Consider the following 13,149-nt stretch of genomic DNA (forward strand, 5'->3'; position numbering starts at 1 on the left):
CCCCTTCGGAGCAACAATGACTGCAAAAATATCTGATATACAGCGATTTTCGGCATCAAACGCCCAAACAGAGCAATATTTCCTTCCCGAGGAAAAACGCCTTGATGGCAATCCGCTGCAATCGCTAACCAACCACTATTCCAGCCCCTGTGGCCAGTTTCACGCTGGGGTTTGGCAGAGTGCTGGCGGTAAATGGAATGTCAACTATACTGAACACGAATTTTGTGACATTCTCGAAGGGTCCAGCATTATCTGCGACAGCGAAGGTAACTGCCTGACCGTGGAAGCTGGAGACAAGTTCGTTATCCCCGCCGGTTTTAAAGGCACATGGGAGGTGGTTGAACATTGCCGCAAGATCTATGTGATTTTTGAGCAAAGCTAACAGGTAAACCCGCCATGAGGTCACAGCCAAGTGCTGATGTTTGGCAATAAATGTGAACGTGCGAATTAACGTCGTCACTGTCAACAAAAGTAAAATGGAGAATCAAGCGTGGATAAATATTTCAATAAAAACAAGCTTGCTAAGCTGACTGGGATCCTTCTGACAGGTGCGCTGCTGTCCCCTTTGGCCAACGCCGGTGAACTGACCGGTGAAGTTGGGGTGGCCAACGATTACCGCTTCCGTGGCATATCGCAAACTGACAGTGGTTTCCAGGTTTCTGCAGGCATTGATTATGCCGCCGACTCAGGCTTCTTCGTGGGTGCCTGGGCCAGTAACGTGGACTTCGGTGAAGACGATGACACCAATATTGAATTGGACATCTATGCCGGTTACTACCATGAAGTCAGTGACGATCTGTCGTTCGACGTCACCATCTATCGCTACAACTATTTCGGTGAAACCAGCGATTACGATTACTTCGAAGGCACCGTTGGCGCCGATTTCCATGGTTTCCGTGCTGCTTACTGGTACACCAACGACTACAGCGGTTCAGACTACGACTACCATTACCTGGAGTTGAACTACAGCTGGGAATTTGCTGAAAACTGGAGCCTGGACCTGCACATAGGTAACAACTTCGGCGATGCGATTGAAGATGAAGATTTCGGCTTTGGCGATACCTTTATCGATTACTCCATCGGTGTGTCTACCGAAGTGGCCGGTTTTGGTCTGTCTCTGGCCTGGCTCGATACCAACCTGGATGACGATGTACAGATCACTGACGATCTGTTCAATACCGAAGGCACAGTGCTCGCCAGCGTAAGCTACGCCTTCTGATCCCAGGTCTTTCTCCCTTCCCCCCCAAACAAAAACCGCCCAATCGGGCGGTTTTTTTATTTCACCTGGTTCACCCGCGGCACATCTCCGCAGTCTATTTGATGTTTCAACTCACGCCAATAACGGCTGAGTTCGGTCAACGGCTGATGCCGCTCAGGGAAGTGGCTGCGCATGTTTTCTATCAGGCGGGCTTGTTTGTCACACATCTGCGACCAGGCTTTGGCGTTGGTAAGGGGCATGGGGTCATCCTTAACGTGAGTGGGGTTCCTGTCTTGCATCATAAATCCTGGGCGCCATATCTCAAGGTTGCAAATGAGACCTTGTGCACTTTTTTTATAAAAAGTTAAGGCGTATCTTTAACAAAAAACGCCGGGGAATTTTTTATGTTAGCTAACCTTTTGAAACTGCTTTTTATCGCTATTGGTGTGTACATTCTTTATCGGCTCATCTTTGGGGGTAAAAAAGGCCTGTCGCTGTTCGAGATGCATTTTAAGGAAGGTCGCATGACCAGCCACAAGGGAAAAATTCCGGAAAAATTTGAGCGCGAGTGCAGAAACCTGGCCAAAGCAGAAAAGCTGACCTGTACTATCCGCGCTGAACGCCTCGGCGATGTACGCTTACATATTTCGGCAAATGTGCCAGATAATCTGACTCAGCGGATCCGCAATCTGTTTCCTTTTGAGCTGTACGACAAAAAAGCCGTGGATAATAGTAAGCAAAGCATCTGAATTACCACACTTCAGCTTCCGTTAAACGCCGACATTTGTGTCGGCGTTTTTGTGATCTGAGCCACCACGACTCATTCACCACATAAATGTCAAAACCATTTTTAAGTGAGTTTATCGAAATAACCAGGTTCTCTAATATGGCTCCATCGGCGAACGCCTACTCATAAAGGAACACCAAGATGCTGAAACTCACCGTTGTATCTGTAGCCGTCATTTCAATGTTATCGGCAGCCCCAAGCTATGCCGGCCCAGGCCACAACCATGGCGCAGGTCAGGACGAGCATGCCCTGACCACCAGCTTTACCTACCAAGGCAAACCCGCCACCGAGGCCACCAAGGCCCACAACGCCAAGGTCGCCGCTGGCCTTAACTTTGCCGACCAAGAGGCCTTTAACAACACCCGGGCCAAACTCATCGCCAAGCTCGATGATGCCACTGCCGCGCTGCTGGCCGACAAGTTCGAATTTATTGGCAATGAGACCCCTGATACGGTCAATCCGTCCTTATACCGCCAGGCCCAACTGAACAATGAAGCCTATGGATTATATGAAGTCAGAGACGGCATCTATCAGGTACGCGGCACCGACCTTGCCAACATGAGCTTTGTGCGCACCGACAACGGCTGGATAGTCTTCGATCCGCTTACCACTTTTGAATCGGCCAAGGCGACACTCGACTTTGCCCTGAAACATCTCCCGGGCGGAGACAAGCCGGTGGTGGCCATGGTGTATTCACATTCCCACAGCGATCACTTTGGTGGTTCCCGCGCGATTGCGGAGCGTTTTCCCAATGTAAAAGTGTACGGCTCACATAACATCACCGCCGAAATGGTCGATGAAAACGTCCTTGGGGGCAATGCCATGGCACGCCGAGCCTCCTATCAGTATGGTAATACCCTATCTCAAGGCAACACCGGCATTGTGGATGCGGCGCTGTCCAACGGCTTGGCCAAAGGGGAAGTCACCTATGTGATGCCCCACTATGAAACCAACGCTCAGGGCCAGAAGTTTGAAAAGCTGAACATAGATGGCCTAGAAGTCATCTTTATGGATGCCTCCGGCACCGAGGCACCATCCGAAGCCGTAGCTTACATTCCCTCAAAGCAGGCCATCTGGGGCGCCGAAGTGATGTATCACGGTATGCACAACGTCTACACCCTGCGTGGTGCCAAGGTACGTGATGCCCTCAAGTGGTCCAAAACCATTAACCAGATGATTGAAGCCTGGGGCGGCGAAGCCCAGTTCCTGTTTGCCGCGCACAGCGCACCTGTGTGGGACAACGACAATATCCTGTCTTACATGAAACTGCAGCGTGACAACTACGGCTTTGTCCATAACCAGTCGCTGCGACTGGCAAACTCCGGTGTAGTGATGCAGGACATCGGCTGGGAAATTCAAAAGGTCATTCCAGAAACTATCGAGAAAGCCTGGCACACCAACGGCTATCACGGTACTTACAGCCACAATGCCCGCGCCGTGTACAACATGTATCTGGGTTACTTCGATATGAATCCGGCCAACCTTAACCCTCTGCCAACCAAAGAAGAAGCGGCTAAGTTCGTTGAATACATGGGTGGTGCCAAATCTGTGCTGAAAAAAGCCAAGAAAGATTTCAGCCAGGGCGAATACAACTTTGTTGCGACTGCGCTCAACAAGGTGGTAATTGCAGACCCCAGAAACGAAGACGCCCGTAACCTGCTGGCCGATACCTACGAACAGCTGGGATATCAGTCCGAGGGTGCTGGCTGGCGCAATGTATACCTGTCGGGAGCTCAGGAGCTCAGAGTGGGCATTCAGGACGGCGAGCTGAAATCTGCCTCAGCAGATGTAATTGCCAACATGCCTGTCAGCAGCCTGCTGGACTATCTGGCCATCAAGCTTGACTCTGTGAAGGCGCAGCATCATAGCTTTGGCTTTAACCTGGTACTGCCCGACATCAAAGAAACCATCTATGTCGAACTTGCCAACGGCAACCTGAACAATATCAAGGTAGATAAGCCCAAGGCCGGTGCCGACCTTACTGTAACCCTGAACAACAAAGATGCCATCGCCATGAACCTGGGCCAGGTATCGCTGAAGCAGTTGTTTGAAGCCGGTAAGGCCAGCTATGAGGGCAATATCCAGGTACTGGATACCCTCAAGAGCCTGATGGTGGATTTCGACCCTCGCTTTGAAATCGTGCCGCTGCCGACTCAGACCGAAGCAGATGCCAATCGTAGCCTCTACTACACGAGCGAGCCACAGCACGACGACAAGCATTGGGGACGTCGTCACCAGCACTGACAAGTTCAGGCATTAGCCCAGGGCGGGATTCCACTTTGTGCATAATTTAGCCAAAGAGCAGCTCTGAACGAAATACAGGGCTCCAAGCTGCACGCCGGCGCTTACCTGCAAGGCTGTCTTTCTTGCCATTGTGCTGTTTTATTGCACTTAGTGCCGCACGGTTGAATAGGGCCAAATGTTTAGCACCCTCTGGATCTGACACTTTCAAAGCATCCTCGCGAAAAACAACGTCCAGCACCCAGTGCAGTTGGTTCTCAACGGCCCAGTGGTCGCGGATTGTGCGAGCTGCTTCCTCAGCGTCCACTGGCAGGGAGCTGACGTACCAACGTGACGAACATGATGTGCTACCATTAACAGTCCGCTCGCTGGCGACCTCTATCAGTGACTTTATATGGGGCCATTTCTTTTTCAGGTCTGGTGACAACTCGGCTTCAGTTTGCATCACGGTCCTGCACTCCTTGCGGCCATGACCGGTGTTGGACTGTTCATACGTTTCCAGTTCCTTTGAGTCATAAAGGTTACGGAATGACGCCTGCACTTCCTCAAGCAGCGCTTTTTGATTGGACTTCACCTGGATCACGAAATCGCCTTTGCGCTGTGTAATTGTGCTCATGGTGGCGACCTGGCAGTGCAACGCGTCGAGCGTGACAATTGCGTTATCCAGTGCCAAGGCATCAATCACGTTTCGGGCAATCTCGGCTTCTTTGCCTTTGGTATTCGAACTGTCCTGATAAAGCGTGACACCGTTGCTGACATCGAACGCACTGACGACATGAAGTGCATTTTTAACGTCGTCACTCCACGCACCGCGCATCGTTTTACCGTCAAGAGCGATGACCGACTTACCTTCGCTCTGCCGTTTCTCGTTGATCCAGCTGAACACCGTTTGCAGCAGAAGCTCACTATCCAAGGCTTTGATAATGTTGGCGATACAGTGTCGTCTGGGGATACCATACTCAAACTGGCGGTACTGCCGTAACCAGTCGAGTTGTTCTTCACCGAACTCCTGGATCGACTTCCAGCCGGTTGCACCGCTGAGTACGGCAGAGAGTGTCAGGAAGACTACGTCAACCAAGTTGTGTTTAAGATTGATTTCCTTACGAGGATCGGGCAGTGTTTCAAGGTGTTCCAAAAGATTCATGTCTGTCAGCTGGTTATGACTAATGCTGATCTGATCATAAGGCTGTGTAAAAGTTCAACTCAAAGTGGGATCCTGCCCTGGGCATTAGCCCAGCTAAGAGCTAAAACTACTGTGCTAATGCGGCAATAACCCCAAATCCACTGAGAGGCAGCCCCGGCTGCCTCTTTTTTTATCCTGCAACAGGAGTTACCTTATTGTTTTACCAGAAACAAATACAAGACCACATGGGCGATTACGGCAAGCTGGATCTGAATCTGTTGCGGGTATTTATGTGCGTATATCAGCACAGCTCCTTCACTCGGGCGGCGGATGTTTTGGGGTTGACCCAATCATCTGTCAGCAACGCCATTGCCAGACTCAAAGCACAAATAGGTGAGGAGCTCTTTGTGCGCACCGGACGCGGCATTACTGCTACAGCCGCAGGGCATCAATTATATCGGGGTTTGTCTGTCGCCATGGAGGACATTGCCGCCACACTGGATGCCTTTAAAGCGTTCGATCCGGCCACCAGCACCCGTCAATTTACGGTGTATACCTACGAAGCGGCAACTCATACGCTGCAACACCTGCTCGAACCCCTCCTGCGCGACTTGAAACTGGGGATTGTATTCAAAGACATGACCGCCGATCCCGAAGGCGTTTACCAAGCGCTCTATAGTGGCAGCGCCGACATGGTGATAGACATTCTTCCCCCCACAGGCAACAGCACCAAAAGCCAGCTGCTTATCGAAGAAAAGTTTGTATGTGTCGCTGCCCGTAATCACCCAAGGATCCATGGCAGCCTTTCGGCAGAGCAATATGCGGCAGAACGCCACTGTGTCTTAAACCTCAGCCGTCATGGTTTAAGTCTTGGCGAGATCTTCTGCGACGAGCCCCTGCCAGAACGGCACATCTATAGTGAGAACAACAGTGAAATCAGTATGATGGCTAGCATCGCCCGAAGCGAAGCCATCGGCATTGCGCCCTCACGGCTGGCCCGAGCCTATGCACCTTTATTGCAATTACAGGTACTGCCCTTCCCTTTCAAAAGCCGCGCCATCCCGGTTTACATGGTTTGGCCCCGGCGAGTAGATAACCAACCTTCCCACCGCTGGCTCAGAGATATTCTCAGTCAGGCGGTGTCCAATCAATGAGCTGAAAACAAGCTTAAATTTTATTAGCCATATTTATCAATAACATAGATATGAAAAGCACAAAAACATAATGCGAACCATTTTCATTTTCACCTGCATTATCTAAAATGCGCAGCAGTTTGGACATAACATCAAGATGGGAATGAACATGAAAGCAACAAAACTTGGGCTATGCATATTTGCCCTGCTCGCCACAGCAGTCAGCCAACACAGCCTTGCGGGTGAAGATCTGTTTGGCTATATCAAAGGCGCCGAAGCCCTGCCTGAAGGCGCCTCTGAGCTATACCAAAAAGTCACAGTACGTGACGGCAAGAGCGTGGCTTCGTATCAGGGTATCGACTTCGAGACCGAATACGAATACGGGGTTTCCAACAAGTTTTCTTCATCGGTTTCGGCCAAGTTTATGTCGCTGGATACCAAGGGCCTATCCATTGATGGCTACCTGCCGGGGGCCAAAGATATAGGTTTCAAAGCCTCTGGCGTGGAATTGGGAATGGCCTACATGTTCCTCAGTCCCGCCAAAGACGATGTGGGTCTGCAGGCCAGCCTGTCACTGGACTACGACTGGATTGACAAGCACTCAGGCTATGACAAAGACACACTGTCGCTGGAGCTGGGACTGCAAACACAAAAGTACTTTATGGAAGGTGAGCTGGTTTGGCTTGGTAACATGGCGGTGGAAACCACCTACGCCAACCGCGCCCCCATCGATAACCTACCGGAGGATTTTGACTGGCCAACCGATCCGGAAATGGAGATCGAGCTTAAATTCGGTACAGGCCTGAGCTATCGTTTCGCCCCCAACTGGTTTGTCAGCGCCGAAGTACTCTACGAGACCGAATTTGAAACCGAAGTAGGTCAGGAACGCTGGTCATGGTTCGCCGGTCCTTCACTGCATTACGGCAGCGCCAACTGGTGGGCAACACTGACCTGGCTGCCTCAGCTTGCCGGTGGTGGTGAGCAGTTTGACGGCCAGGATACCGACCTGCACCTGATTGAAAAAACAGAGCAGGAATGGCGCTTTAAGATCGCCTACAACTTCTGATTGCAGGATGGGGCGTCCGTCGACGCCCCTTTTGGAGAATCACAATGTCTGACTCCCTGTTAAACAACAGCCTCTGGTTTATTCCCATGACTTTTGTGGCGGCACCTGCCGTGGCCGCCGATTACCTGAGTATCCCTCTGGCGCAGCAGTTACTGTTTCCCTCCGCGAGTAGCTTTATCGAGCGCCCTACCCTGTTTGACAGCGGTGCACGCAGCGCTATCAAATCCCATGCCGGCACCAGACAACGTCAGGACCACCAGCCCATTTGGCGGGTAGAAAAAGACGGTCAGTTACAAGGCTGGTTTATGGTCGATGACGTTATAGGCAAGCACGAATACATTACCTACGCCGCCGCCATCAGCGCCGACGGCGAAGTCATGGGCATAGAAGTGCTGAGCTACCGCGAAACCCACGGCGCAGAAGTACGAGACGAAAGCTGGCGCACCAACTTCAAAGGCAAAAGTCTGAAAGACCCCTTCAAGCTCGATGAAGATGTGCCCAATATCAGCGGCGCTACCCTCAGTTGCCGTAATCTGCTTGATGGAGTCAAAAGACTGCTGACCATCCACGAGCTTTTTCTGGCCCGCGAGTCCTGAGTGCTGCGCCGCGCCAAACCCATGCTGGGCACCCTGACGGACATCAGGATCACTGCCCCCGGCCATGCTGATGTAAAGGTAGCGATGACTGACGCCTTTCGGCTGATGAGCGAGATAGACACCAGCCTGTCGTTTCATCGGCCGATGAGTGCACTTTCGTCCCTCAACGCCAGCCCGATGCAATGGACCGACATGGGCAGACATGGCGCCAGGATACTCTGGCTCGCCAAAGCGCTGGGCAGGCTGAGCGATAACCGTTTCAATGTCACCCTGGGCGGCGCTCTGGTCACCGTCGGAGCACTGCCCTGTCATACCGAAGCCGACTTTTTACCTTGTGGCAGTTGGGAAGACATAGAGATAAAAGGCACCCGGGCCAGGCTTAAACGGCCGGTTCTGGTTACCCTGGATGGCATTGCCAAGGGCTACGCGGTGGACATGGCAGTAAGCTGCCTTAAACGCTCTGGGGTGCGCGCAGGCTCGGTCAATGCCGGGGGCGATCTCAAAGTGTTCGGGGAATACGGCATTAAGGTGCTGCTGAGAAACAGCCAGGGCTTTACCGATACCCTGTGGCTCAAGAATGCTGCACTGGCAAGCTCAAGGCTCGGCGGTGGGCCGGATGCGCGCTTCCCCTCGCTTATCATTTGCCAGGATGCTCCCCCGGAAAATTCCCCGCAGACCGAGTCCCTGCTATCTGTTATCGCCCCTTTTGCCTGGCGTGCCGATGCGCTCACCAAGGTGCTGGCGTCTGCCACCCCAGATATGGTGACTCGCCTCGGCGGACACATTCCTTACCCAGCATCAAACCCTGAGTCCACGCCCTGAGACAAGAGACTGATGAAACGCTTAAACGGATATCCTGACTGTTTTTTTTACCTGCTTATTGTGTCGATGACGCTTTGCGCCGCCACCGGGTTTGCCATGTATCCCTGGGTACTGGAATTTAAACTGGAATGGGAACTGCCCATGATGCTTAATGGTCGATGGCGCTTGCCTCTGGTGAGCACTCACGCTCTCAGCGCGGCTGTGCTGCTGATACTTCTCGGTGCGCTTTGGCAAGTCCATATACGCGCAGGCTGGCGTAAAAAGAAAAACCATGTCAGTGGGCTCTTAATGTCACTTTCCATGATGCTGTTGATGCTGACAGGTGTTGGTCTTTATTACCTGAGCGCAGAGTCGGCGCAGTTTGCAGCAAGCCTTGCCCACTCGGGAATGGGATTATCCCTAGTGTGCGTATTCACCTGGCACTGGGTAAAGGGCCGCAGGGTAAGGAGGCAAAAAATCCAGCAGGCAGCCAGTAAGCACACCAGCTCCCGGCAGGCGTTAAAGCAGCATTCTTTGACTGAATAAGTCGCTGCTGGAACTATCGGGGCTACTGGTTGAGCCTGCCGTCCCGGCGGGCATCATCGAGGATGCGCTCATTGTCTTTCACCATGCCATCCTGCTCGGGGAGCTGAGGTTGATTCACCTCTTTGGCAGGTTCGGGGTCAAGCCAGTGAACATTCTCGCAGCCACCCAGGCACAGGCCTGCCAATAACACCCCCACCCCGTATTGAGGTTTTATCATACGCTCTCCTTTCACAGCGATAGCACAGCCATGGCAGTCAAATAGTCAGATTTAAGAATAGATACTGGCATAAATGTGTATCGGTATTTAGTTCGGCCATACGCATTACTCACAAAAGCGCCGTATCAGCACCACCAGCTCATCGATGCGCTGATTACTGAGTTGCCGATAGTCGAAATAAGGACAGACGATAAGGCGGCGATGACGGTCTATGGCAAATCGCTCACTTAGCCACTCGAGTTGCAATCCGCCGTTTTCCCTGTCGCTGAAAGCAGTGCCGTAACCTTTCCCCATCACCAGATACAAAGGGCCAGTTCGCGCATCAAGGGGGGATGAAAACAGCAGCGCGGTGCCGCAGTTTGGTTGCAGCAGCATTGCATCCCGATACGCCTGCCAGCTATCAAATTGGCTCACGGCCGCAACCGCTGGCAATGCCTTTTTAATCACCTCATCGGCGGCCATGGCCCACATTAACTTGGCATACACGTTAAACACCTTGCGCCAGCCATTGCCACAGGCGTCGCCTATGGCTTTGATTTCGCCGCTCACCAGCGCGCGGCAGCTGGCAAGCTCGCCAAGCCCCATAAAGGGTGGGCGATTGGCGATACAGACACCCAATTGATAGTGTTCATCACCCAGGCACACGGGTGGTCTTGTGCTTGTCATCTTCATTCCCTTATTCGATTTGCCGGTTCAGGCAGGCGAAATGGGCCACAGCATAGGTTATCCGCACCGGGACGCCAAGGGCTGCGACAGGGCGGCAACAGGGCTGATATACTGCCACTCTTTGTGCCTCCCCGACCTTGCTGTATGCCAGACACTCGCCAAATCCCTGATTTTTCATCGCCAAGTGAAGCTTACCAACGGCTGTGCCAAACATCCCGGCTGCACCAGGACCCGGCACAGCTGGCGGCTCTGGCCGCCTTACAATTCAGATTCGAGTCGCTTCAGAGGCACGCTGGCACTAAGGGGCTTTACCTGTGGGGTGATGTGGGCCGGGGCAAGACCTTACTGATGGATCTCTTCCATGCCTCCCTCGGGAATATCCCCAACCTGCGGCTGCACTTCCATCACTTTATGGCACGTATTCACCGGCAATTAAATCAACTCACCGGTGTACGTGACCCACTGAGACATCTGGCACGGCAGCTGGCAAAGGACTGCCGCGTTCTCTGTTTCGATGAGTTTTTTGTCTCGGACATTGGTGATGCCATCATTTTGGGGCGCCTGTGCGAGGCCCTGTTTGATGAAGGCGTTATGCTGGTCGCCACCTCCAACACGCCAATTCACAAGTTGTATGAAAACGGCCTGCAGCGGGACAGGTTTCTGCCTGCCATCGAGCTCTTGCAGCAACAGCTGGAGTCCATTCACTTAAACGGCAGTGTGGATCATCGCCTCAGGGCAAATACAAAAGCCGCGGGGCTGCCGCGCTGGCAGTGTGGCGGCGATGCTGATTTCGAGGCCCTATTCGGCCCTGAAGCAGTTAGCAATCTTGAAATGCAGATACTGGGGCGCCCTATTCATGCCAGACGCACCGCTTCGGGCGTTGCCTGGTTCCGCTTTGAAGACTTGTGTGATGGTCCCCGCTCGCAACTGGACTACATGGCGCTGGCGGAGCAGTTGGAGATATTGGTGCTAAGCGACGTGCCAAGGCTCGGCGGCGAGCCCCGGGGCTGGATCCGCGCCCGGGGTACCGAAGATGGCGTTGAAGCCACCATCACTGGCGAGCGCATCTTGAGTTATGCCCCACAGGATGATGCGGCGCGGCGCTTTATTGCCTTGGTGGATGAGTTTTACGATCAGGGCAAGCAGCTGTTTTTACACACCCAGGTCCCCCTCGACGAGCTTTATTGTCAGGGGGCTCTGGGATTTGAGTTTCGCCGCACCCAAAGCCGGCTTCAACAGATGCTGCGGGCCGATTGGCCGGGCTAGATGTCCTTGCGGCCGGTGTTAAGGATTTGCACCGCCGCAGCGGCATTGTCTTTCCAGCGCGTGAGCTGAGCTTCGTTGTGATACTCCCCGCCCAGCACCAGACTATCGATTTTCAGTGTCGCGCTGATATCCGCCAGGGGGTTGGTCTTTAGCACCAACAAATCCGCCCGCTTACCCTCGGCAATACTGCCGTAATCCTTCTCCAGCCCCATGAATTTGGCCCCATCGAGAGTGGCAGCGCGCAAAATTCTCGCCGGGCTCAATCCTGCCTTCTGCCACAGCTGCAATTCTGTATGCAGCCCTTCAGCAGGATAAACATAAGTATTGAGCGCCGCGGAGTCACTGCCCGCAAGCAGCATTACCCTGGCGGCATCCAGATGACGCAGCTGACTAGCTTCGCTCTCATAGCGCTGCTTGCGCGCTTGCCACTGCTCGGGCGTTTGCTCGCCCATGCGTTCGATGCGCCAGCGATACTTATCGGTAAAGGCCGTAGTCAGATAACGCAAAAACGCATCCTGACTGTGATTGTTGGTGTCGAGATTCGCCAGCTGATAACCACCAATCAGGGTGGGCGTCACGGCCACCCCCTCCGCCGCCAGCATCTTGTATCCCTCTGAGGCCACGTGCTGCTCGAATCCCTGCCGGTATCGGGCGGCGGCATCTTTGGCCGACAAACTGCCGTCTCTCACCGACGCCGCGATGGCGGCCTCGTCCCTGTGCCCCAAACGCAGCACGTAGGAGGCATGCTCAATACTCGACAGCCCGGTGCGGGCGGCATCGGCCACACTCACGCCATAGGGAATGTGGCTGGATACCCGATACCCACGGCTGTGAGCTTCGGCCAGGGTTTTAAGATAGAGCGCCGGTGTCATGGTGTTTTCGGTTATCTTGATGAAATCCACCTGCATGGCGACAAGCTTCTCCATGCCGCGGCGCATGGCAGCCTCATCACCCACTTCCATATCGCCGTTCCACAGGGAGTCTATGCCCTCAAATTTTTGGCCTGCCGAGAAAATACGCGGACCAAGGCGTTCGCCATCGGCAATTTGCCGGCGCCATACCATCACTTCCGGGGCAAGGTCGCTGGCAGCTTCGCGCACCGCCGTAATGCCATAGGCCAGATAGAGGGGGAGCAGCAGCGCGTTATCCTCCACCAGCTCACGCCCCTCAAAGTGCACATGCATATCCCACAATGACGGCAACAGATACTGGCCGCCCAGATCTTGCGTGCTGTCGGCCTCCAGAGGCTCATTCGCCGGGGCCACATGCACAATACGGCCATCTTCAATCAGCAGCTGCTTACCCTGTACCAGACGGCCTTGCTCCACGTCCACCAACTGGAAATTGGTCAGTTTGAGGCTTTGGGCATGGGCGTGAGCCGTCAACCCCAATGCCAGGCCGAGACTTAAGGTCAGGCTAAGGGTTCGAGCGAGTGGTTTGAGTCTGGTCATTATCTGGGATCCTTTGAGGGTCTTGTTATTGTGCCCCCAGTCTAGGACGCGGCCATTT

At 53.5% G+C, this 13,149-nt stretch carries 15 protein-coding genes; 10 read left to right on the forward strand and 5 right to left on the reverse strand.

Translation table 11 applies throughout. The annotated features are described in order from the left end of the window. Positions 1-16 precede the first annotated feature (16 nt). Together JQC75_RS13820 and JQC75_RS13825 are read left to right on the forward strand one after the other, a co-directional pair. Positions 17-382 (forward strand): cupin domain-containing protein, encoded by a 366-nt coding sequence (locus JQC75_RS13820; RefSeq protein WP_203324631.1) that lies wholly within the window; start codon positions 17-19, stop codon positions 380-382. 108 nt (positions 383-490) lie between these two features. Continuing rightward, positions 491-1,219 carry a TorF family putative porin gene (locus tag JQC75_RS13825; RefSeq protein WP_203324632.1) on the forward strand — a complete coding sequence of 243 codons (729 nt, stop codon included), beginning with the start codon at positions 491-493 and terminating at the stop codon, positions 1,217-1,219. Between the two features lie 56 nt (positions 1,220-1,275). Here the strand turns inward: JQC75_RS13825 and JQC75_RS13830 are convergent, their stop codons facing one another. Further along, positions 1,276-1,458 carry a hypothetical protein gene (locus tag JQC75_RS13830; protein ID WP_203324633.1) on the reverse strand — a complete coding sequence of 61 codons (183 nt, stop codon included), beginning with the start codon at positions 1,456-1,458 and terminating at the stop codon, positions 1,276-1,278. A 144-nt stretch (positions 1,459-1,602) separates the two neighbouring features. Here JQC75_RS13830 and JQC75_RS13835 point away from each other — a divergent pair, with 144 nt between their 5' ends. Together JQC75_RS13835 and JQC75_RS13840 are read left to right on the forward strand one after the other, a co-directional pair. Further along, positions 1,603-1,947 carry a DUF3634 family protein gene (locus JQC75_RS13835; RefSeq protein WP_203324634.1) on the forward strand — a complete coding sequence of 115 codons (345 nt, stop codon included), beginning with the start codon at positions 1,603-1,605 and terminating at the stop codon, positions 1,945-1,947. Between the two features lie 182 nt (positions 1,948-2,129). Beyond that, complete coding sequence (locus tag JQC75_RS13840; RefSeq protein WP_380797919.1) at positions 2,130-4,229, forward strand: alkyl/aryl-sulfatase; 2,100 nt, start codon at positions 2,130-2,132, stop codon at positions 4,227-4,229. A 46-nt stretch (positions 4,230-4,275) separates the two neighbouring features. Here the strand turns inward: JQC75_RS13840 and JQC75_RS13845 are convergent, their stop codons facing one another. Then, positions 4,276-5,370, reverse strand: a complete 1,095-nt coding sequence (locus JQC75_RS13845) for an ISAs1 family transposase (protein ID WP_203324635.1) — start codon at positions 5,368-5,370, stop codon at positions 4,276-4,278. 194 nt (positions 5,371-5,564) lie between these two features. On the opposite strand from JQC75_RS13845, the gene JQC75_RS13850 reads away from it, so the two are divergent. From JQC75_RS13850 to JQC75_RS13870, 5 genes are all read left to right on the forward strand, one after another. Then, positions 5,565-6,503 carry a LysR family transcriptional regulator gene (locus JQC75_RS13850; RefSeq protein WP_203324636.1) on the forward strand — a complete coding sequence of 313 codons (939 nt, stop codon included), beginning with the start codon at positions 5,565-5,567 and terminating at the stop codon, positions 6,501-6,503. 148 nt (positions 6,504-6,651) lie between these two features. Next, complete coding sequence (locus tag JQC75_RS13855; RefSeq protein WP_203324637.1) at positions 6,652-7,548, forward strand: DUF6662 family protein; 897 nt, start codon at positions 6,652-6,654, stop codon at positions 7,546-7,548. Positions 7,549-7,592: 44 nt separating this feature from the next. Next, on the forward strand, positions 7,593-8,144 hold the full coding sequence (locus JQC75_RS13860; RefSeq protein ID WP_203324638.1) for an FMN-binding protein: 552 nt from the start codon (positions 7,593-7,595) through the stop codon (positions 8,142-8,144). Then, the gene (locus tag JQC75_RS13865) at positions 8,145-8,966 is read left to right on the forward strand and encodes an FAD:protein FMN transferase (RefSeq protein WP_203324639.1); all 822 of its coding nucleotides are present in this window, start codon (positions 8,145-8,147) and stop codon (positions 8,964-8,966) included. It begins immediately after the preceding gene. Positions 8,967-8,978: 12 nt separating this feature from the next. Beyond that, entirely contained in the window at positions 8,979-9,491 is a 513-nt protein-coding gene (locus tag JQC75_RS13870) for a hypothetical protein (protein ID WP_203324640.1), read from the forward strand. 22 nt (positions 9,492-9,513) lie between these two features. Here JQC75_RS13870 and JQC75_RS13875 read toward each other — a convergent pair whose 3' ends face one another. Together JQC75_RS13875 and JQC75_RS13880 are read right to left on the reverse strand one after the other, a co-directional pair. After that, positions 9,514-9,708 carry a hypothetical protein gene (locus JQC75_RS13875; RefSeq protein WP_203324641.1) on the reverse strand — a complete coding sequence of 65 codons (195 nt, stop codon included), beginning with the start codon at positions 9,706-9,708 and terminating at the stop codon, positions 9,514-9,516. Positions 9,709-9,813: 105 nt separating this feature from the next. Continuing rightward, a complete protein-coding gene (locus tag JQC75_RS13880) occupies positions 9,814-10,374 on the reverse strand; it encodes a DUF6942 family protein (protein ID WP_203324642.1) in 561 nt (186 codons plus the stop codon). A 144-nt stretch (positions 10,375-10,518) separates the two neighbouring features. Between JQC75_RS13880 and zapE the strand changes: the two genes are divergently transcribed. After that, positions 10,519-11,640: a cell division protein ZapE gene (gene zapE / locus JQC75_RS13885; RefSeq protein ID WP_203324643.1), complete on the forward strand. Its 1,122-nt coding sequence runs from the start codon at positions 10,519-10,521 to the stop codon at positions 11,638-11,640. Here zapE and JQC75_RS13890 read toward each other — a convergent pair. Continuing rightward, on the reverse strand, positions 11,637-13,091 hold the full coding sequence (locus JQC75_RS13890; protein WP_203324644.1) for an amidohydrolase family protein: 1,455 nt from the start codon (positions 13,089-13,091) through the stop codon (positions 11,637-11,639). The genes zapE and JQC75_RS13890 overlap by 4 nt on opposite strands. Positions 13,092-13,149 lie beyond the last annotated feature (58 nt).

It is taken from the genome of Shewanella litorisediminis (assembly GCF_016834455.1).
Taxonomy (GTDB): Bacteria; Pseudomonadota; Gammaproteobacteria; order Enterobacterales; family Shewanellaceae; genus Shewanella; species Shewanella litorisediminis.

Excerpts from the sequence above, each read along its gene's own strand:
- JQC75_RS13820 (WP_203324631.1), top strand. The coding sequence starts at position 17 with ATGACTGCAAAAATATCTGATATACAGCGATTTTCGGCATCAAACGCC.
- JQC75_RS13830 (WP_203324633.1), bottom strand. The coding sequence starts at position 1,458 with ATGCCCCTTACCAACGCCAAAGCCTGGTCGCAGATGTGTGACAAACAA.
- JQC75_RS13835 (WP_203324634.1), top strand. The coding sequence starts at position 1,603 with ATGTTAGCTAACCTTTTGAAACTGCTTTTTATCGCTATTGGTGTGTAC.
- JQC75_RS13845 (WP_203324635.1), bottom strand. The coding sequence starts at position 5,370 with ATGAATCTTTTGGAACACCTTGAAACACTGCCCGATCCTCGTAAGGAA.
- JQC75_RS13855 (WP_203324637.1), top strand. The coding sequence starts at position 6,652 with ATGAAAGCAACAAAACTTGGGCTATGCATATTTGCCCTGCTCGCCACA.
- JQC75_RS13860 (WP_203324638.1), top strand. The coding sequence starts at position 7,593 with ATGTCTGACTCCCTGTTAAACAACAGCCTCTGGTTTATTCCCATGACT.
- JQC75_RS13870 (WP_203324640.1), top strand. The coding sequence starts at position 8,979 with ATGAAACGCTTAAACGGATATCCTGACTGTTTTTTTTACCTGCTTATT.
- JQC75_RS13875 (WP_203324641.1), bottom strand. The coding sequence starts at position 9,708 with ATGATAAAACCTCAATACGGGGTGGGGGTGTTATTGGCAGGCCTGTGC.
- JQC75_RS13880 (WP_203324642.1), bottom strand. The coding sequence starts at position 10,374 with ATGACAAGCACAAGACCACCCGTGTGCCTGGGTGATGAACACTATCAA.
- zapE (WP_203324643.1), top strand. The coding sequence starts at position 10,519 with ATGCCAGACACTCGCCAAATCCCTGATTTTTCATCGCCAAGTGAAGCT.
- JQC75_RS13890 (WP_203324644.1), bottom strand. The coding sequence starts at position 13,091 with ATGACCAGACTCAAACCACTCGCTCGAACCCTTAGCCTGACCTTAAGT.